This is a genomic window from Janthinobacterium sp. BJB301 (assembly GCF_002735685.1).
Classification (GTDB): domain Bacteria; phylum Pseudomonadota; class Gammaproteobacteria; order Burkholderiales; family Burkholderiaceae_D; genus Janthinobacterium; species Janthinobacterium lividum.
Window position 1 is genome coordinate 1,906,672 of sequence record NZ_PDZJ01000001.1, and the last position, 19,562, is coordinate 1,926,233.

Genomic DNA, 19,562 nt, shown 5'->3' on the forward strand with positions numbered 1-19,562 from the left:
AAAACAGGATAAAACATATGACGGCAGTCGGGATTACCGAACCACAAGAGCTCAAGCGCGGCCTGAAAAGCCGCCACATCCAGCTCATCGCCCTGGGCGGCGCCATCGGCACCGGCCTGTTTCTGGGCATCGCGCAAACCATCAAGATGGCCGGCCCTTCAGTGCTGCTGGGTTATGGCATCGCCGGCGTCATCGCCTTCCTGATCATGCGCCAGCTGGGCGAGATGGTGGTCGACGAACCCGTCGCCGGCTCCTTCAGCTATTTTGCCGACAAATACTGCGGCCACCTGCCCGGCTTTTTGTCGGGCTGGAATTACTGGGTGCTGTATGTGCTCGTCAGCATGGCCGAACTGACGGCCGTCGGCATCTACGTGCAGTACTGGTGGCCGGGCGTGCCCACCTGGGTCTCGGCGCTCATCTTCTTTTGCGTCATCAACGCCATCAGTCTGTTGAACGTCAAGGCGTTTGGCGAGATGGAATTCTGGTTCGCCCTCGTCAAGGTGGTCGCCATCATCGGCATGATCGTCTTCGGCGCGTACCTGCTAGCCTCCGGCGATGCGGGCCCGCAGGCGTCGGTGGCCAACCTGTGGCAGCACGGCGGATTCTTCCCGAATGGCTGGCAAGGCCTGGTGATGGCCATGGCCGTCATCATGTTTTCGTTCGGCGGCCTGGAACTGGTGGGCATCACGGCGGCCGAGGCGGACGATCCGAGCACGACGATTCCACGCGCCACCAACCAGGCCATCTACCGCATCCTGATTTTCTACATCGGCGCGCTGGGGATTTTGCTGTCGCTGTACCCGTGGCAAAACGTCGTCACCGGCGGCAGCCCGTTCGTGCTGATCTTCCATGCGCTCGACAGCAACCTGGTGGCCACGGCCCTGAACGTGGTGGTGCTGACGGCCGCCCTGTCCGTGTATAACAGCGGCGTGTACTGCAACACGCGCATGCTGTTCGGCCTGGCCAAGCAAGGCAATGCGCCGCGCGCGCTGCTGCACCTGAACCGCCGCGGCGTGCCGCTCGTCGCGCTGGGCGTATCGGCCCTGGCGACGGGCGCCTGCGTGGTGGTGAATTACTTCATGCCGGGCGAAGCGTTTGAAGTGCTGATGGGACTCGTGGTGTCGGCGCTGATCATCAACTGGGCCATGATCAGCTGGATCCATTTGCGCTTCCGCGCGCAGAAAAAAATCGAAGGCAAGACGACCTTGTTCCAGAGCCTGGGCTACCCGTTCACCAACTACCTGTGCCTGGTCTTCCTGGCCGGCATCCTGGTGATCATGTATCTGACGCCGGGCCTGCGCATCTCCGTCTACCTGATACCCGTGTGGCTCGCGGCGCTGGGCGTCGGTTACTGGATCAAGCAAAGCAAGGCCAAGGCATAGGCTGCTTGCGCCGTATCAAGCTGAAGAAAAAAAGCCCGTCTTCGCAGGAAGACGGGCTTTTTTCTTCAGCTTGGTTTTAAAACTGGCCGCGCAGGGTCAGTTGCCAATTGCGCGGCGTGCCACAGTAGTTGGCATTCGTCACTGAGCCGACGCGCTCGTAATACACGCGGTCGAACAGATTGTTGACATTCAGGCTCAAGGTCCAGCGCGGATCGATCCGGTATTGCGCCATGAGGCCAACGACGGCATAGCCGCCCTGCGTGAAATCGTAGGCATTGCCGTCGACCTTGCCCGCCACGTAGGTACTGCTCTGGATGATGGCATTGCCGCCCACCTTCCATTGCGACAGCGCGCCCGGCAAGGCGTAGGCGCTAGTGACCTTCAACATATGCCTGGGCGTGATGCTGCTGTAATCGGTGTGCGTGCTCTCGTCCTTCGTCTGGTTGTAGGTGTAGCCGGCCGTGCCTTGCCAGCCCGTGCCGAGCTCGCCGCCCAGCTCCATGTCGACGCCCCGGCTGGTGACTTTGCCTTGCGCCAGGTAGCAGCAGTTGCCCGCGAACGGATACTCGGTGTACGGGTAGCGCATGTCCTGCACCCCGGTGCCCGTGCGCTGCACGTCAAAGACACTTAAGGTCGCGTTCAGCAGGCCATCCATCAATTCGCCCTTGAGGCCAGCCTCGATGCTCTTGCCGCGGATCGGCGGCAGGGAAGTGCCAGGCAGAGGCGCCGCTTTCAGCAAGGCTTGCGGTTTGAAGATGGAGGAATAGCTGAGGTAGGCAGACCACTTGTCGCTCACATCGACAATCACGCCGCCATACGGCGTGAGCTTGGTCGGTTCGCTGAAGGGCGTGTCCGTATCGAGTTGCAATACCCCTTGTTCATCGGCCAGATACGTCACCTGGCCAAAGCTGTAGCGGCTGGCCCGCGCGCCGGCGATCAGGTGCAAGCGGTCAGTGGGATGCAAGCGCAGCATGCCGTACGCGGCCTTCTGTTCCTGCGTCCATGGCTCGAACACATAGCTGAGCGGTACGTCCAGGTCAGGATTCCAGGCATTGCGGTGGAACACATCGGCTGGCACGGCCCAGTTATCCACGGGCTTGCCCGTGCCCCAGCGCGCCTTCACCCGCTGCCAGTCGACACCAGCCAGGAATTCATGGGTGCGGCCCAGCACGGCAAATGTGCCACTGAGGCTGATATCGGCCACGTCCTGCCGGTTCTTCACCTCGTAGCGCCCGCCTCCCCACAAGGGGCCCTGACCAGTCTTCGGATCGACGGCGCCGTTGGCAAACGCCGTATCCGAGATAATATCCATATTGCTGTGGGTCAAATTGACCTTGAGTTTCCAGCGGTTGGCGAACTGGTGTTCGAACTGTCCGAACACCTCGCTGGCCGTGCGGTCATTGAAAGCCCACGGCTGGGTCAAGCTGGCACTGCGCGGCAAGCCGATATTGCGGCCGTCGCTATAGCGCGGCAAGCCGCTGCCGTAGCCATTGTCATGTTGCCGTCCATAGCTGGCGCCCACGGTCAGCAGGCTGCTGCGCCCCAGATCCGCTTCCAGTACGCCGTAGAGCTGCGGCTTTTCCACGCTGCGGTCATCGAGGTGATAGTCGCGCTGCTCATACACGGCCACGGCGCGGCCCCGCAGTCGCCCCTCGTCGGCCAGCGGGCCCGTCATGTCCACGGTGGCGCGGCGGTTATTCCAGCGGCCCAGCGATGCTTCGGTAATGATCTGGCGCTCGGCCAGGGGCTTCTTGCGCGCCAGATTGATGATGCCGCCCGGATCGCCTATGCCGCCCAACAATCCCGATGCGCCGCGCATCACTTCCATGCGGTCATAGAAGGCCATGTCTTGCTGCGCATCGTAGGAAAACGCGCCCAGCGCCAGCGGCGAACCGCCATCGATCTGCATGCTGGTGATCTGGAAGCCGCGCGAATAGAAATTGTAGGCATTGAAGCTGGCGCGGTTGGCAACGATGCCCGGCGTGAGCTTCAGGGTATCGCTGATGTCCACCAGGCGCTGGTCATCCATTTGCTGGCGCGTTACCACCGAAACGGACTGGGGAATTTCGCGGAACGACTGGTCGCTCTTCGAGGCGATGCTCGTCACGCGGCTGGTATAGGAGCCGCTACCTTCCGTGGTGCCATCGTGTGCGCGCCGCTCCATGACCTTGACGGCAGGCAAGACCTGCGGTGCCGCGCCAGCCTCGGCACCCGCTTTCCTCAGCAGATAGCCACCGGTGGCGCCGGGAATGGCGTGCAGGTCCGACCCGGCCAGCAAGGCGGCCAGGCCATCCTGGAGCGCATACCTGCCCTGCAAGCCAGGCGATAATAGGCCTTCCGCCAGGGCCGGCGCGAACGACAGGGTGATGCCTGCCTCGCTGGCGAACTGGTACAGCGCCTGGCTCAGGGGCCCGGCGGCAATGGCGTAGCTGCGCTTGGCGTCGGCCGCCTTGGCCGCTTCGGCCGCCTGTGCGCCAGCCATGCCCACGCCGGCAAGACCTGCCGACAACAGCGCACCGCGCAGGGCGGCTGCCAGCAGATGGAGCCGGAAGCGGTGCGCTGGCTGGCTGGGGGTGCGTGGAGGGTGAAGCTCGATTACTGTTTGCTGCATAACAATCCCTTGGATAAAGTCAGTCGAAAAGCTGCTCTCTCTGACTTGCCGGACGGGATGTAAAAAGGGGCCAGTTTTTTTTGATTTCCTGCTACAACAATGGCATCAGCTGGATGGCGCCGCCACCACGGTGAGCCAGTACGGCGTGCGCGACAGGATAGCGACGGGCAAGGTTTGCTGCAGTACATCGAGTGCCTGGTCGATATTATCGGTGCGAAAGATGCCCGAAATGCGCAAGCCGGCCACGGCTGGATCGCAGCGCAGGATGCCTCGGCGATAGCGGGCCAGTTCCAGCAAAAAATCATCGAGGCGCATTTTGTCTGCCAGCAGCAGGCCACGCTGCCAGGCCGTTTGCGCCGCCCCCGAGCGTTGTGCCGCTCCGATGGCCTGTGCGCTGAAACTGGCATGAAAACCGGCCGGCACGACCACGGGCCGCGCCACGGCACTGGCGCGTACTTCCACCGCATGGGCCAGCACGGCGAGTTCCGTGCGCCCCGCGTACTGGCGCACGGCAAAGCGCGTTCCCAACGCACGCAGGCTGCCTTGCGCCGTGCGCACCCGGAACGGCCGCGCGCGGGCATCGCTCGCCGTCTCGATCAGCATCTCGCCTTCACGCAAGATCACCAGCCGCTGCTGCCCGTCAAACACGACATCGGCTGCCGACGCCGTATTGAGCGTCAGCACGCTGCCATCGTCCAGGATAAAACTGGCTTGCTCGCCCGTTGCGGTGCGATAAGCGGCACGCTGGCTGTAGTGCCATGCCAGCGGCGAAACCAGTGCCACGGCGGCCAATACCTTCAAGGCCGCGCGCCGCTCGCGCTGCCGCCCCAGAGTGGCTTGCCCGATATCGGTCGGCACGGCGCCGAAGGTGCGCGCCAGTTCATTGGCCGCTTGCCACGCGCGCTCGTGCTCCGGACTCTGCGCGCACCATTGCGCCAGCCGGACATGCTCGCGCGCCGTCATCTCGTCGCCATGCAGCTTGACCAGCCAGGCGGCGGCATCGTGCACGATGCGACGATCGACGGGCACCGTACTCACAGCATCAGGCTCAGGCACTGTGCGAAGCCTTGCTGCATATACCGCTTCACCGTGCGCAAGGGAATACCCAACCGCTCGACGATCTGCGGATAGGTCAAGCCTTCCAGCTGCGACAGCAAGAACACGCTGCGCACCTTGGCCGGCATGGCATCGAGCATGGCATCGAGCCGTTGCAAGGCTTCCAGCACCAGCAGGCGCTCTTCGGGGGAAATGGCGACGGCATCGGGCTGGCCGGCCAGCGCAGCCAGCCAGGCTTGCTCCAGCGAGCGGCGGCGGAACAGGTCGATCATCAGTCCATTGGCGACCGTGCGCAAGTAAGCACGCGGTTCGCGCATGGGCACTGCCGCGCCCTGCTTGCCGGTACGGTAGCCCGTGACGATGCGCACAAATGTATCGTGCGCCAGGTCGGCCGCATCGAAGGAACAGCCGAGCTTGCGCTGCAGCCATGTCCTGAGCCAGCCATGGTGTTCGCTATACAGCACCGTGATGGTCGAGCCATGGGGGTCGGCAGAAACAGGCGCGGCAATCATGCGGGCACTTTCAGGAGAGCATCAATAATAAATGAGAATCATTATTAATTGTAGCCATATGCGCGTGCCCGCGCAAGTTTCCCCGAGCAATGATGCCGGTTTGCTCCCTAGACCGCGCCCGCAGTCTTGTCGTCCTCCGCGGGCAGCACATCGGCTTGCCACAGGCTGATGGCATGGCCCGCATACGACTGCAGCAGCACGTCATCGCCCAAGGTCTGCAATAATTTCTCGCGCTGCTCCGCCTTTTTCTCGGGCGTCATGCCCTGCTCGCCCGTCTTGTATGGCCCCAGCACGGAGACCAGGTCGCGCATCAGCGAATGGTCGGTCGGCGTGGTGACATCCGACTCCACCTTGCCCAGCATAAATTTCGTGATGTGGGTCGACTGGCTGGCCGCCTGTTGCAGGCTGGCCTTGACCAGCTTGCCATCCTTGTAGCCTATTTGCGCATCGCTGCTGGCCGTATCCTCGATCTGGTGATACGTGTAGTTTTGCGACTCCACCCTGTCGGTCAGGCGCAGGGCCACGCCCGGGACCAGCGTTTCGTGGAAACTGGCGCTCAGCTTAGATTGCTGCTGCTGGCGGATCGAGCGGTCATTCTGGCTGGCGCCGGTAATACTGGTCTTTTGCGACAGTTCGTACTGGAATCCATCTTTTTCCGACGAACGCATGGGATTGCTGAATGCCGCCGTTTGCGTGACCGATGCGCTAAAGTCCGGCAAGCCCGTGACCATGGCGCGGTCTGCGGCGGCCAGCTGCCATTTTCCCTGTTCCGGCAGGCCCGTGCTGGCTGGCGACACGGGGACATTGCTGTGCACGGCCGTAAACGCATCCTTGAACATGGACATCAGCGCGGCGTCGCCGTGGCCGCGCCAGGAAGCCTGATCGATCTGCTTGATGTAGCTGTTCATGGCCTTCGCCTGGCGCTCCTTGCTGCCCAGGGCGTTCAGCTGGCTGGCGTCGACTTTCACGTCCAGCGAGCCCGCCACGCCCGTGAAGCTGACCTTGCGCTGCGTGCTGTCGGCCTGAAAATCCAGGGTTTGCGTGCTTTGCGGCTCGCCGCGCACCAGCACTTCCGCGTGCAGGTTCACCGATCCCAGCACTTCCTGGTCGAATTGCATCAAGCCGGCCAGCCTGACCTTCGGCGTGCCCTGCGCCATGCCGCCGATGGCTTGCTGAAACGCTTCCGACAAGTCACCCAAGGCCTTGACCTCTGCGTCGCCGAGTTCGCCGCTGGTCGTCATGCGCACGGCCAGGCCGTCATCCTGGCTGTCGAGCGACAGCTTGACCTCGACGCCGCTTTTGGTGGTGATGCTGAGGCTGACCTTGTCCTGGCCATTGCCATGCAGGCTGGCCGGCGCAATGCCCTCCACCTCGGCGTAAGCGGCAGGCTGCGTGCGCGCCGGCGGCTGCAGCAGCGCTTGCGACACATTGCGCACGCCGCCCTTGAGCTGGTCCAGCAAGGCCGCGCCCAAGCCGCTGAAACGCCCGCCAAACGATGCGTACGGGGCAAAATTTTTCGTCATCTGGTCGCTGACGTCGTCGCGCGACGGGCTTTCCCACACCTTGGGCGATGGCAGCAGGTAGGAGATGGCCGGCATCTCCCCTCCTTCCGCCCCAAAGGCAACGATGGTCGATGGCGTGGACGCCGGCACGGCCGGCGCGTCCGCCCGGCTGGCCGTGACGCCAGACACACGGGACGGGGACGCATTCCAGCTCGGGATCGGGGAGACGGAAGTCATGGTGATGTAGCCTTGTAAAACAAAAACAGATACATGGATAAAATATTGCCCATTTTAATTTTCTGGCAACCCTACATGCGCCCGCAATCCAGCACCGCCACGGATTGAACGTGTTGGCGAGCAATTGCATGGCAATACTGTTTTAACGGCAAGAAACGGAAAAGCATGAGCGTCGGGGAAATGAAACATTTTCATGCCGCTGGCCTCGTCTGCTCCCAACAAGTTCAATCACAGCAGGGAATGTCCATTAAAATGCCACTATGGAACACAAGATTCTGCGCGCGCCGCTGGCCAGCTTTACCGACTTGTTGCTCGATGCCGTGTGCATGGTCGACGTGGAGGGGCGCTTTGTCTTCGTCAGCACCGCCTGCGAACGCATCTTCGGCTACACACAGCAGGAAATGATCGGCAAGCGCATGCTCGACATGGTCGCTCCCGCCGACCGCGCCCGCACCCTCGCCGCCGCGCAAGCCATCATGGATGGCCATGCGCAGACGCACTTTGAAAACCGCTACCTGCGCAAGGATGGCAGCCTGGCGCACATCATGTGGTCCGCCCGCTGGTCCGCCGCCGACCAGCTGCGCGTGGCGGTGGCGCGCGACATCACCTTGCTGAAACAGGCCCAGGCAAAGCAGGCAGCACTGTACGCCATCTCCGAAGCCATGCACGCGACGCAAGACTTGCCCGCCCTGCTGCACCGCATCCAGCTCATCATCGGTGAACACTTGCCCGCGCGCAGCCTGACCTTGCTGCTGCATGACGAACACGGCATACAGCCTCCCATGACATCCCATGCCGAGGACAGCGCGCCCCAGCCAACGTCGTCCCTGGCCAGCCTGCTGTGTGACGAAGTCCTGCGCAGCGGCCGTCCCCTGCGTCTGCAGGCGGGACAACTGGCTGGCCTGCCGGCGGCGCTGCAAACGGCGGCCTGCGCCCTGTCCTCGTGCTGGCTTGCCGTGCCGCTATATTCCTCCATGGGCAGCATCGGGGCGCTGGCCTTGCAGGGCGGCCAGGATGCCGTCATCGGCACGGAGCAAGACCAGGATTTGCTGCAATTTGTCGCCAAGCAACTTGCCACCGCCATCGAGCGCCGGCAGTTGCAGACGCAGATGCAGTTCATGGCCATGCACGATGAGCTGACCCGCCTGCCGAACCGCCGCCTGTTCCACGACCGCCTGCACACGGCGTTCGCGCGCGCGCACCGGCAGGAAGTCCGGCTGTCGCTGCTGTTCCTGGACCTCGACAACTTCAAGCGCGTCAATGACGACCACGGCCATGCCTGTGGCGACCTGCTGCTGCAAACGGTGGCGAGCCGCCTGCGCGATTGCATGCGCGAAACCGACACCCTGGCCAGGATGGGCGGCGATGAATTCGTCGTGCTTCTGGAAAGCAATACCGCGCCGGTGGACGTCAGCCTGATCGAGCAAAAGATCCATGCGGCCCTGGCCACGCCGCTGCACCTGGGCAACGGACAGCAATTGCAGATCGCCGTCAGCATCGGCGTGGCCCACTATCCGGAAGACGGCGACACCATGCAACTGCTGCTGCGCCACGCGGACCGGGCCATGTATGCCTCGAAGGTGCTGGCGGCCGCCTCGCGCTAGCGGCCGCCAGCTCCTGGCGATAGTGCCCCTATGCTATACTTTTCGGCGATGCTAAGACTCTTCAAAACATGGCTGATCCTGCTACTGATCACGACGGTGCCGCTGCAAGCGGCCGCCGCGGGCGCCATGCTGCTATGCGCGCCGCTCGCTGACGAGCCTGCCACCGCGATGACAGCGGCCTGCCAGCAGCATGCTGCGCGGTCATCCGCCATGCCGGACAGCGCCGGCACGCCAGAAGACAACGAGACCCCAGCCCAGCACCCCGCGTGCGGCGCCTGCGCCGGCTTTTGCCTGGGCGCGCTGATGCCGCCCTCCCTCGCCCTGCCTGCCGCCGCCTGCAGCGGTGCGCAACAAGTCACCATCGCCACGGCCACCTTGCTGGCGGGATTCATTCCCGACGGCCCGCGCAGGCCGCCGCGACCGCTTTCCGCTTAAATTCCAAGCTCGTCCCAAGCAGGCCACCAAGGTGGCCACGATAACCTTACTGCGTCTGAAAGCGACACATGATCAAACATTTCTTGGTGCGCGGCGCCTTCGCCGCCATGCTGGGCCTGCCCACGTTCGCCATGGCAGCCCTGCCCGTCATTGAAGTCTACAAGAGCGCCTCCTGCGGCTGCTGTTCCGCATGGATCAAGCACCTGGAAGCGAACGGTTTTACGGTACGCGCGAAGAATGTCGAGATGCCGGCGCAATACCGCAAGCTGGCCGGCATTCCCGACGCGCTCGGTTCCTGCCACACGGGCCTCGTCAACGGCTACGCCATCGAAGGCCATGTGCCGGCCAGCGAGATCAAGCAGTTGCTGCGCGAGAAACCCAAGGCGAAAGGCCTGGCCGTGCCGGCAATGCCGATGGGCTCGCCAGGCATGGAAGGACCGCGCAAGGATGCGTATGACGTCCTGCTGGTCAAGAGCAATGGCAGCACCGAGGTCTACAAGCACTACCAATAACCCTGATGGGAAATGAAAAACGCCGCCGGAATCGCTTCCGGCGGCGTTTTTTTATCAGGCAGCAGTCAAGGACTGACTGCCTTCATGACTGCATCAGATGCTGTCCAGCACGGCATTCAGGCTGGCGCTAGGACGCATGACCGCTTCCGTCTTCGCCGGATCTGGCAGGTAGTAGCCGCCGATATCCGTTTCCTTGCCTTGTACCGCTTTCAGCTCGGCAACGATCTTTTCTTCGTTGTCCGCCAGGGCTTTGGCTACTGGCGCAAAATGCGCTGCCAGTTCCGCATCGTCCTTCTGCGCTGCCAGGGCTTGCGCCCAGTACATGGCCAGGTAGAAATGGCTGCCGCGGTTGTCCAGCTCGCCGGTACGTGGCGATGGAGACTTGTTGTTGTCCAGCAGCTTGCCAGTGGCTTCGTCCAGGGTTTTCGCGAGGATTTTGGCCTTCGCATTGCCCGTCTTGATGCCCATGTCTTCCAGCGACACGGCCAGGGCCAGGAACTCGCCCAGCGAATCCCAGCGCAGATGGTTTTCTTCCACCAGTTGCTTGACGTGTTTCGGTGCCGAACCGCCGGCGCCCGTTTCGTACATGCCGCCACCGGCCATCAGCGGCACGATCGACAGCATCTTGGCGGAGGTGCCCAGTTCCAGGATCGGGAACAGGTCGGTCAGGTAGTCGCGCAGGATGTTGCCGGTCACCGAGATGGTGTCCAGGCCGCGGAAGGCGCGTTCCAGCGTGTAGCGCATGGCGCGCGTCTGCGACATGATCTGGATGTCCAGGCCCTTGGTGTCGTGATCCTTCAGGTAAACCTGTACCTTCTTGATGACTTCATTCTCGTGCGGACGGTAGGAATCGAGCCAGAACACGGCAGGCATGCCCGAGTTGCGCGCGCGCGTGACGGCCAGCTTGACCCAGTCGCGGATCGGCGCGTCCTTGACCTGGCACATGCGCCAGATATCGCCCTCTTCCACCGTTTGCGTCAGCAGCACTTCGCCCGTTTCCAGGTCGGTGATGTTGGCGATGCCGCCTTCCGGCACTTCAAACGTCTTGTCGTGCGAACCGTATTCTTCCGCTTGCTGCGCCATCAGGCCCACGTTCGGCACGGTGCCCATGGTCTTCGGATCGAAGTTGCCATGCCATTTGCAGAAGCCGATCATTTCTTGGTAGATGCGCGCGAAAGTCGATTCCGGCATGACTGCCTTGACGTCTTTCGGACGGCCATCGGCGCCCCACATCTTGCCGCCGATACGGATCATGGCTGGCATCGACGCATCGACGATGATGTCGTTCGGCGAATGGAAGTTGGTGATGCCCTTGGCCGAATCGACCATGGCCAGTTCCGGACGGTTGGCGTGGCAGGCGTGCAAATCTTTCAGCACTTCATCTTTTTGCGACGCTGGCAGGGTTTCGATCTTGTCGTACAGGTTGCTCATGCCATTGTTGACATTCACGCCCAGCTTGTCGAACAGGGCCGCGTGCTTGGCGAACGCGTCCTTGTAGAAGATGCGCACGCAGTGGCCGAAAACGATCGGGTGCGAAACCTTCATCATCGTGGCCTTGACGTGCAGCGAGAACATCACGCCCGTCTTGAAGGCGTCGTCGATTTCTTTCTCGTAGAACTCCAGCAGCGCTTTCTTGCTCATGAACATGCTGTCGATGATTTCACCTGCTTGCAGGGAAACCTTCGGTTTCAGCACGATGGTCTTGCCCGAGGCCGTGACCAGTTCCATCTTGACGTCGCGGGCCTTTTCCAGGGTCAGCGATTTTTCGCCATGGTAGAAGTCGCCATGGTGCATGTGCGAGACGTGCGTTTGCGACGATTGGCTCCACTCGCCCATCGAGTGCGGGTGCTTGCGCGCATACTCTTTGACGGCCTTCGGTGCGCGGCGGTCGGAATTGCCCTCGCGCAGGACCGGGTTGACCGAGCTGCCGATGCACTTGCCGTAGCGGGCTTTCAGGGCCTTGTCTTCGTCCGTCTTCGCATCTTCCGGATAGTCCGGCAGCTTGTAGCCGCGGCCTTGCAATTCGCGCACGCAGGCGATCAGCTGGCCTTGCGAGGCACTGATGTTCGGCAGTTTGATGATATTGGTGTCCGGATTCTGGGTCAATTTGCCCAGTTCAGCCAGGGTGTTCGGGACTTTTTGCGCGTCCGTCAGGAATTCTGGAAATTCAGCCAGTACACGTGCCGCCACCGAAATATCGCTGGAAACGACGTCCACGCCAGCCGGCGCGGTGAATTTTTTGATAATTGGCAGCAGGGAATACGTCGCGAGCAGCGGCGCCTCGTCAGTCAGCGTGTAGATGATTTTGGATTTTTGTGTTGCCATGTTCATTCCCTTGTATGCGGTGATGCCTGGTGGTTAACTTTCTTCATTCCAAACACAGGACGGTTAGCCTTGCTTTGGACGGCTAGTGTGCCGGCGGTGACGCCGTGCTTGCCCACCACGTATTTTAGACTGTCCTGCCGCTGTTTGTGTATCCGATGGCGACGAATCTTATATAAGACAGCAAATATCCGGATCTGAAGGCCCAGGATGGCCATTTTCCGTGCGGAAATGCCCTCCAGGCACGCGCGCGGCATGGACATGAGCGTGGCAGCAATGACTATGCTAATCATTATAAATCGTAATGATTCTCATTTATAATGTCGTGCATGCAATTCTTCCCTACTAACTTCATACACTCGCCCTCGATGCCCATTCCACAGTCCCCACCCACCTATCCCCACCTCACCACCCGGCTGATCCTCGCCGGCCTGCTCGTTGCCAGCGTGACGCCGCAGGCGATCGCCCAGGCGGCGGCCGATGCATCCTCCCCGCTCGCCACTGTGCTGGTGAATGGCCAGGCCGAAGCGGATGCCGGCGGACAGATCGCCAAAAGCGCGCGCGCCGGCCTGCTCGGTGAAAAAGACTTGCTCGATACGCCGTTCAGCGTCAACAGCTACACCAGCCAGCGCATGCTGGACCAGCAGGCGCTGACCCTGGCCGAGGTGCTGGGCGGCGACCCGTCCACCCGCTTCACGGGCCAGATCGGCGGCGTCACGGATTCCTTCTTCATCCGCGGCTTTCCCCTCAACGAAGGTAATCTGAGCGAAGTGGCGTTTGACGGCGTGTATGGCGTGTCGCCGAATTACCACCTGTTTACGGAATACCTGCAGAGCGTGGAAGTGCTCAAGGGACCGGCCGCCCTGCTGTACGGCATGTCGCCAAACGGCGGCGTGGGCGGCGTCGTCAATGCCGTGCCGAAACGCTCGCTGCCGCGCGACCTGACGCGCCTGACCGTCGACTACGGCTCGGGTTCGCAGGCTGGCGCGGCCATCGACGTCAGCCGCCGCTTCGGCGAGGAGCGGCGTTTCGGCATCCGCTTCAATGGCTTGCACCGCCAGGGCAAGACGCCGCTCGACCACCAGACGTCGCGCGCGGAAGTGGCCGCTGTCGCCCTCGATTACCAGGGACAACGGCTGCGCGCCTCGCTTGACCTGATCGAGCAATACCAATGGATCGACGCGCCCACGCGCCCCTTCCTCGTGGCCGCGCGCCTGCCCGTGCCGGCAGCGCCCGATGGCCGCCGCAATATCGCCCAATCCTGGGGCTGGTGGAAGTCCAACGACCTGGCCACCCTGGGCAAGCTCGAATACGACCTGAACGACAAGGTCACCGTCTTTGCCGATGTGGGCGGCACGCGCTCCGATGTATCGCGCTATTCGGACCAGACGCCGACCATCACCAGCGCGGCCGGTGACATGACGGTCACGCCCATGAACTGGAAATTCCGCGTGCGGCGCGCCAGCGGCGACACGGGCGTGCGCGCGCGCTTTCGCACGGGCGGCGTCGAGCATGCGCTGGTCGTGATGGGCAATGTCTACCAGGACGAATTTGGCAGCGTGAGCAATTCCGGCAAGCTCATCACTTCGAACATCTACCATCCCGTGGCCGTACCCGACCCCGGCATTCCCGCGCCGGCACGCGCGCCGAAGCTGTCCGCCTCCACCCTCTCCAGCCTGGCCGTGGCCGACACCCTGGACATGCTGGACCAGCGCGTGCAACTGACCCTGGGCGTGCGCCGCCAGCTGGTCGAAGCAAAAAACTACCATGCGACGACGGGCGCGCTGACCACGCACTACAAGCAGGGCGCCCTGACGCCGCTGGCCGGCATCGTCGTCAAGCCATGGCGCCACGTGTCGCTGTATGCGAACTATATCGAGGGCTTGAGCAAGGGCGATATCGCGCCGAACATCGCCAGCAACGCGGGCCAGGTCTTCGCTCCCTACAAGAGCAAGCAGTATGAAGTGGGCACGAAGGCCGATTTCGGCGTGGTGCTGGCGACCCTGGCCTTGTTCCAGGTGACTAAACCCAGCGGCCAGCTGTATGGCAAGGTCTACAGCATGGACAGCGAGCAGCGCAACCGGGGCCTGGAACTGAACCTGTCCGGCGCCGCCAGCAAGACCGTGCGCCTGCTCGCCGGCATCACCCTGCTCGACGGGCGCCTGGTGAAAACCAACAACGCCGCCACCATGGGCAAGCGCCCCGTGGGCGTCCCCACGTCCATGGCCAACCTGGGCGGCGAATGGGACTTGCCGTACTGGCCCGGCTTGACGGCCACGGGCGCCGCCAGCTACACCAGCAAGCAGTTTGTGGACCAGGCGAATCTGCAATCCGTGCCTTCATGGACCAAGGTCGACCTGGGCCTGCGCTACCGCACGGCCATCGCCGGCAAGGCGACCACCTTGCGCGCCGGCCTGATGAACGCGTTCGACCGCCACTACTGGGCCGGCGTGGCCTCGTATGGCACCGTTTCGCAATCGGCGCCCCGCACCGTGCAACTGTCGGCTGCCGTGGATTTTTGACGAGCGCCGGCATCCGGCATCGCCCGGCTGGCGCGTGCACTGCGCGCCAGCCGCAAAGTCAGAAACAATAAAAACAGCAAGAAGCAGACCAAGCCACCGCCGAAGGTGCCAGGACCCACTACTGATCCTGGCATCATCGGCAAACGGCGACACTCCCGCAACGGCTCGATACGCCGCACCGCCCCGCATTCCAGTCCTCCCTGCCACCTCCCGGCACACGGCCGCCGCCATCGCGCATGCGGCGCTGCGTGAACACAATCGCAACACCGAACGACAACTACATTGATATTTATCAAATTGAGTGCCCGATGCCTGGGCTACTGTCGGTGCCATCTTTGATTTGAAACAGAAACTCTGCTGCCAAGAATCGACCGTACCAGACACAACGCCAGTTCTCGCCAGGCTTTTCACTCCCCAGCCGATAACGCTCGCCAAGTGCGGTAACACCCTGCGTTCCCCCTCCCTTGCCTACACGTGCTGGGGAAACTTTTGCTAGCGATTTTGCGGCTTTTTGATTAATGAACGTTAAAAAGGAATTTCGTATGAGCACGTATTCTGACATTTGCATCGTTGGCGCCGGCATCGGAGGCTTAACTTGCGCCAACAACCTGATCGACGCCGCCGCCGGCAGGAACCTGCGCATCCGCGTATTCGACCTGAATGCCACCGTAGGCGGCCGCATCCAGTCGCGGAAAATAGATGGCGAGGAAATCGCCGAACTCGGCGCCGCCCGCTACTCGCCGCAGCTGCATCCGCATTTCCAGCAACTCATGCAAGGCAGCGGCTTGCCGCATGCGGTCTACCCGTTCACCGAGGTCATCTCCCACGATAGCGTGCTGGAAGAGCTGAAGGCAACGCTGGATGAGCTGAGCCCGATGCTGAAAATGCATCCGAACGACTCCTTCCTCGAGTTCGTCAGCCATTACCTGGGCGCCGCCAAGGCCAGCCACATCATCAAGGCGACCGGCTATGACGCCCTGCTGCTGCCGATGGTGTCGGCGGCCATGGCCTACGACATCATCAAGAAGCACCCGGAAACGCAGCACTTTACGGAAAACGCCGCCAACCAGTGGCATTATGCCACCGACGGCTACCACGAATTGCTGTGCCAGTTGCAGCACCAGGCCCAGGTCGCCGGGGTGGAATTCAGGCTCGAACACCGCTTGCTGTCCGTTGAAAAATCGGGCGCCGACCATGTGCTCGCCTTCAGCCACCATGGCGACACGCAGATGCACCGCACGCGCCATCTGGTGATGGCCATCCCGCCGTCCGCCATGCCGCGCCTGAACCTGGATTTCCCGAACGCCTGGAGTCCGTTCCAGTACGACTCGCTGCCCCTGTTCAAGGGATTCTTCACGTTCGACACAGCCTGGTGGGATGCGCTGGGGCTGACCGACAAGGTGCTGATGGCGGCAAATCCCCTGCGCAAGATCTACTTCAAGAGCGACAAATACGTGCTGTTCTACACCGACAGCAAAAGCGCCACCTACTGGCGGGACAGCCTGGAGCTTGGTGAAGACGTGTACCTGGAGCGTGTCCGCAGCCACCTGGAAGAAGTCCTGCCGCTCGATGGCCAGCCGCTGCCGCAGATCAAGGCGCACTTTCACAAGTTCTGGCCGCATGGCGTCGAGTTTTGCGTGGAGCCGGAAGCCGACCACCCGGCCATCCTGCTGCACCGGGACGGCATCATCTCCTGCTCGGATGCCTATACCGCGCATTGCGGCTGGATGGAAGGCAGCCTGATCAGCGCCCAGCACGCCAGCGGCCTGTTGCTGCAGCGGCTCGATCAACGGACGGAAGAAGAAGCTGCCAACGATACCTTCATCACTTCCTCGACCGAGCGCGCATGAGCCTACTTGACTTCCCCCGTCTGCATTTTCGGGGTTTTGCCCGCGCCAATGTGCCGACGGGGAATCGCAATACGCACGGCAACATCGATATCGCCACGAATGCGGTATCGATGGCGGGCGAGGCTGTCGACCTGAGCCGGCCGCCAGCCGAATTCCATGCGTACCTGAAACAGCTCGCCCCCCGCTTCAACGCACAGGGCAAGCCCGATCCGGACGGCATCTTCAGCCAGGCGGCAGGCTATAATTTTTGTGGAAACAACCATTTCTCGTGGGAAAACGCGCGGATCACGGGCGTCCAGCTGTGCGATGGCGAAGTCGATACCCAGGACGCGCTGGTGGGCGCCAAGCTGGGCCTATGGGGCCACTACAACGAGTACCTGCGCACGACGTTCAACCGCGCCAGGTGGATCGACAATAACCCGGCGCAGCCCGACACCACGCTGATCTACGCGGGCCAGTTCACCTTGAGCGACAAGCTGGCCACGCCCAATACGCCCACGCTGTTCACGGCCGACATCGCGCAGGCGCACTCGGTGCGCTGGCTCGGCAGCGGCCATATCACGGAACGCAGCGGGCATTTCCTGGACGAGGAATTCGGCCGCGCCAGGCTGTTCCAGTTTTCCGTGGCCAAGCAGGACCCGCATTTCCTGTTCAATGCAGACCTGCCGCTGCCGGCCAGTATGCATGCCTTGCAGCAAGCCCTGGCCGACGACGAGGTGCTGGGCCTGACGGTGCAGTACTGCCTGTTCAATATGTCAACGCCGCAAAAACCCGATTCGCCCGTGTTCTACGACCTGGCCGGCAGCATCGGCCTGTGGCGGCGCGACGAGCTGGCCACCTATCCGGCCGGCCGTCTGCTGCAGCCGCGCCAGGGCAGCCTGGGGCCGGTGCTGGTGAAAGTGCATGCGGACCGCATCTCGTTAAACATGCCGACCGCCATTCCCTTCACTACGCGCGACATAGGCGCCGTCTCGGAACAGCATCCCACGCATGCCCTGGGCGGCAAGCAAGCGCTGGGCGACCTGCTGCTGCATGACGGCGCCGGCACCGTTCTGGCGCGGATTCCCGAGCAGCTGTACCGCGACTACTGGCGCAATCACGGCGTCTTCGACGTGCCGCTGCAGCACGCTGGCGCGGCGCCAGGCTCGCTCAGCCTGGGCAGCGCGCAGGCGCAGTGGGACGAAGCCGACTGGGTGCTGCAATCGGACAGCAACCAGCTGTACCTGGAAGCGCCGAACCGGAACAAGCACGAGCAATTTCCGCAGACCATCACCGTACAAAGCCGCTTCCGCGGCGAGCTGGCGGCGCCTCCGTCCTTGGCGGAGGCGGAAGACGGCGCGCTGCTGGCAGTGGAGCAGCAACCGTCGCCGCTCGGGCACGGCTACACGGCGCTGACGCTGACGGGGCGCAAGCCGGGCGCGACCCGCATCATGCTGGGCACAGGCAAGGCCAAGCAATACCTCGGCGTGCGCGTGCTGCCCGACGACTGGGACCTCGACGACGTGCCGGCCGAACAGGTCGACTACGCCTTCCTCTACCGGCATGTGATGAGCTACTACGAGCTCGTGTATCCCTTCATGTCGGACAAGGTCTTCAGCCTGGCGGACCAGTGCAAGTGCGAAACGTATTCGCGCCTGATGTGGCAGATGTGCGATCCGCAGAACCGCGACAAGAGCTACTACATGCCCAGCACCCGCGAACTGTCGCTGCCAAAATCGCGCCTGTTCCTGAAATACCTGACGCAGGTCGAGGCGGCAGCGGCGGCCAAGGCGGCGGCACCGGAACCGGCCGCGCCGCATGCCATCGGCTGCAAGACGGAACTGATCGACGAGCTGAAAAAAGCCATCGATCTGGAACTGTCGCTGATGCTGCAATACCTGTATGCCGCGTATTCGATTCCCAATTATGCGCAGGGGGCGGCCCTGGTGCAGTCCGGCCGCTGGCTGCCGGCCGAACTGGAACTGGCCTGCGGCGCCGAAGACCGGCGCCGCAACAGCGGCACGCGCGGCGCGCTGCTGGAAATCGCCCATGAAGAAATGATTCACTACCTATTGGTGAACAATGTATTGATGGCGCTTGGCGAACCGTTTTACAGCGGTACCCCGCTGCTGGGCCAGCAGGCGCGCCAGCGTTTCGGCCTGGACACGGAATTTGCGTTCGAACCATTTTCCGAACACGTGCTGGCCCGCTTCGTGCGTTTCGAATGGCCTGACTACATTCCCACGCCGGGCAAATCCATCGCCACCTTCTATATCGCGATCCGCCAGGCCCTGGCCGAGCTGCCCGGCCTGTTCGAAAGCGGCGGCGGCAAGCGCGGCGGCGAGCACCACCTGTTCCTGAAAGAACTGACCAACCGCGCCTATCCCGGCTACCAGCTGGAAGTATCCGACCGCGACAGCGCGCTGTTCGCCATCGATTTCGTCACGGAACAGGGCGAAGGCGTGGCCGTCGATTCGCCGCATTTCGCCTCCTCGCACTTCCAGCGGCTGCGCGCCATCGCCGGCAAGTTTTCGGCCTGCGACAAGCCGTTCGAGCCGGCGCTGCCGGCGCTGAAGAATCCCGTGCTGGAAGCGCGCGCGGACTGCAGCGTGGTGACCGATCAGAAGGCGCGCGCGCTGATGCAGCTATATCAGGGCTGCTATGAACTGACCTTCCTGATGATGGCGCACCATTTTGCGCAGCAGCCGCTGGGCAGCCTGCGCCGCTCGCGCCTGATGAACGCCTCCATCGACATCATGACCGGCCTGTTGCGCCCCCTGTCGGCGGCCCTGATGAACATGCCGTCCGGCCTGCCTGGCCGCCATGCGGGAGCGCCCGTGCCCGAACCGGTCAGCAGCCGGGTCAGCAGCGACTACAGCCTGGGCTGCGACATGCTGGCGCAGAAATGCCTGGCGCTGGCGCAGTACGCGCGCAGCCTGGAGAGCGATGCCGTCGGCATGGCGCCGATAGAAATGTTGGAGTTTTTTAATCAGCAACTTACCGATTTATCTCGGGGAAAGATGTCAAGAGAGGCTTGA

General features: G+C 62.7%; 12 protein-coding genes. 7 read left to right on the top strand and 5 right to left on the bottom strand.

Annotated features, from left to right (window positions below):
* Positions 1 to 17 precede the first annotated feature (17 nt).
* Positions 18 to 1,382 carry an amino acid permease gene (locus tag CSQ91_RS08400; RefSeq protein WP_070256931.1) on the top strand — a complete coding sequence of 455 codons (1,365 nt, stop codon included), beginning with the start codon at positions 18 to 20 and terminating at the stop codon, positions 1,380 to 1,382.
* Between the two features lie 76 nt (positions 1,383 to 1,458).
* Here CSQ91_RS08400 and CSQ91_RS08405 read toward each other — a convergent pair whose 3' ends face one another.
* The 4 genes from CSQ91_RS08405 to CSQ91_RS08420 form a co-directional block, all read right to left on the bottom strand.
* Positions 1,459 to 3,993: a TonB-dependent siderophore receptor gene (locus tag CSQ91_RS08405; protein WP_218963723.1), complete on the bottom strand. Its 2,535-nt coding sequence runs from the start codon at positions 3,991 to 3,993 to the stop codon at positions 1,459 to 1,461.
* A gap of 105 nt (positions 3,994 to 4,098) precedes the next feature.
* Positions 4,099 to 5,022 carry a FecR domain-containing protein gene (locus tag CSQ91_RS08410; RefSeq protein ID WP_218963724.1) on the bottom strand — a complete coding sequence of 308 codons (924 nt, stop codon included), beginning with the start codon at positions 5,020 to 5,022 and terminating at the stop codon, positions 4,099 to 4,101.
* 5 nt (positions 5,023 to 5,027) lie between these two features.
* Positions 5,028 to 5,561, bottom strand: coding sequence for a sigma-70 family RNA polymerase sigma factor (locus CSQ91_RS08415; RefSeq protein WP_070280647.1), 534 nt, complete (start codon positions 5,559 to 5,561; stop codon positions 5,028 to 5,030).
* A 107-nt stretch (positions 5,562 to 5,668) separates the two neighbouring features.
* Positions 5,669 to 7,300 carry a hypothetical protein gene (locus CSQ91_RS08420; RefSeq protein WP_143450980.1) on the bottom strand — a complete coding sequence of 544 codons (1,632 nt, stop codon included), beginning with the start codon at positions 7,298 to 7,300 and terminating at the stop codon, positions 5,669 to 5,671.
* A 260-nt stretch (positions 7,301 to 7,560) separates the two neighbouring features.
* Here CSQ91_RS08420 and CSQ91_RS08425 point away from each other — a divergent pair, with 260 nt between their 5' ends.
* From CSQ91_RS08425 to CSQ91_RS08435, 3 genes are all read left to right on the top strand, one after another.
* Positions 7,561 to 8,904 carry a sensor domain-containing protein gene (locus CSQ91_RS08425; protein WP_099387963.1) on the top strand — a complete coding sequence of 448 codons (1,344 nt, stop codon included), beginning with the start codon at positions 7,561 to 7,563 and terminating at the stop codon, positions 8,902 to 8,904.
* Positions 8,905 to 8,952: 48 nt separating this feature from the next.
* Positions 8,953 to 9,339 carry a hypothetical protein gene (locus tag CSQ91_RS08430; protein ID WP_143450981.1) on the top strand — a complete coding sequence of 129 codons (387 nt, stop codon included), beginning with the start codon at positions 8,953 to 8,955 and terminating at the stop codon, positions 9,337 to 9,339.
* Positions 9,340 to 9,407: 68 nt separating this feature from the next.
* Complete coding sequence (locus CSQ91_RS08435) at positions 9,408 to 9,851, top strand: DUF411 domain-containing protein (protein WP_034786439.1); 444 nt, start codon at positions 9,408 to 9,410, stop codon at positions 9,849 to 9,851.
* A 93-nt stretch (positions 9,852 to 9,944) separates the two neighbouring features.
* Here CSQ91_RS08435 and CSQ91_RS08440 read toward each other — a convergent pair whose 3' ends face one another.
* On the bottom strand, positions 9,945 to 12,176 hold the full coding sequence (locus CSQ91_RS08440) for an NADP-dependent isocitrate dehydrogenase (RefSeq protein WP_034786464.1): 2,232 nt from the start codon (positions 12,174 to 12,176) through the stop codon (positions 9,945 to 9,947).
* A gap of 365 nt (positions 12,177 to 12,541) precedes the next feature.
* Here CSQ91_RS08440 and CSQ91_RS08450 point away from each other — a divergent pair, with 365 nt between their 5' ends.
* The 3 genes from CSQ91_RS08450 to vioB all read left to right on the top strand — a co-directional run bounded on the left by CSQ91_RS08450 (position 12,542) and on the right by vioB (position 19,562).
* Complete coding sequence (locus CSQ91_RS08450) at positions 12,542 to 14,695, top strand: TonB-dependent receptor (RefSeq protein ID WP_257217261.1); 2,154 nt, start codon at positions 12,542 to 12,544, stop codon at positions 14,693 to 14,695.
* A 542-nt stretch (positions 14,696 to 15,237) separates the two neighbouring features.
* Positions 15,238 to 16,545: an FAD-dependent oxidoreductase gene (locus CSQ91_RS08455; RefSeq protein WP_052140498.1), complete on the top strand. Its 1,308-nt coding sequence runs from the start codon at positions 15,238 to 15,240 to the stop codon at positions 16,543 to 16,545.
* On the top strand, positions 16,542 to 19,562 hold the full coding sequence (gene vioB, locus CSQ91_RS08460) for an iminophenyl-pyruvate dimer synthase VioB (protein ID WP_099387967.1): 3,021 nt from the start codon (positions 16,542 to 16,544) through the stop codon (positions 19,560 to 19,562). Before CSQ91_RS08455 ends, vioB begins: the two co-directional genes overlap by 4 nt.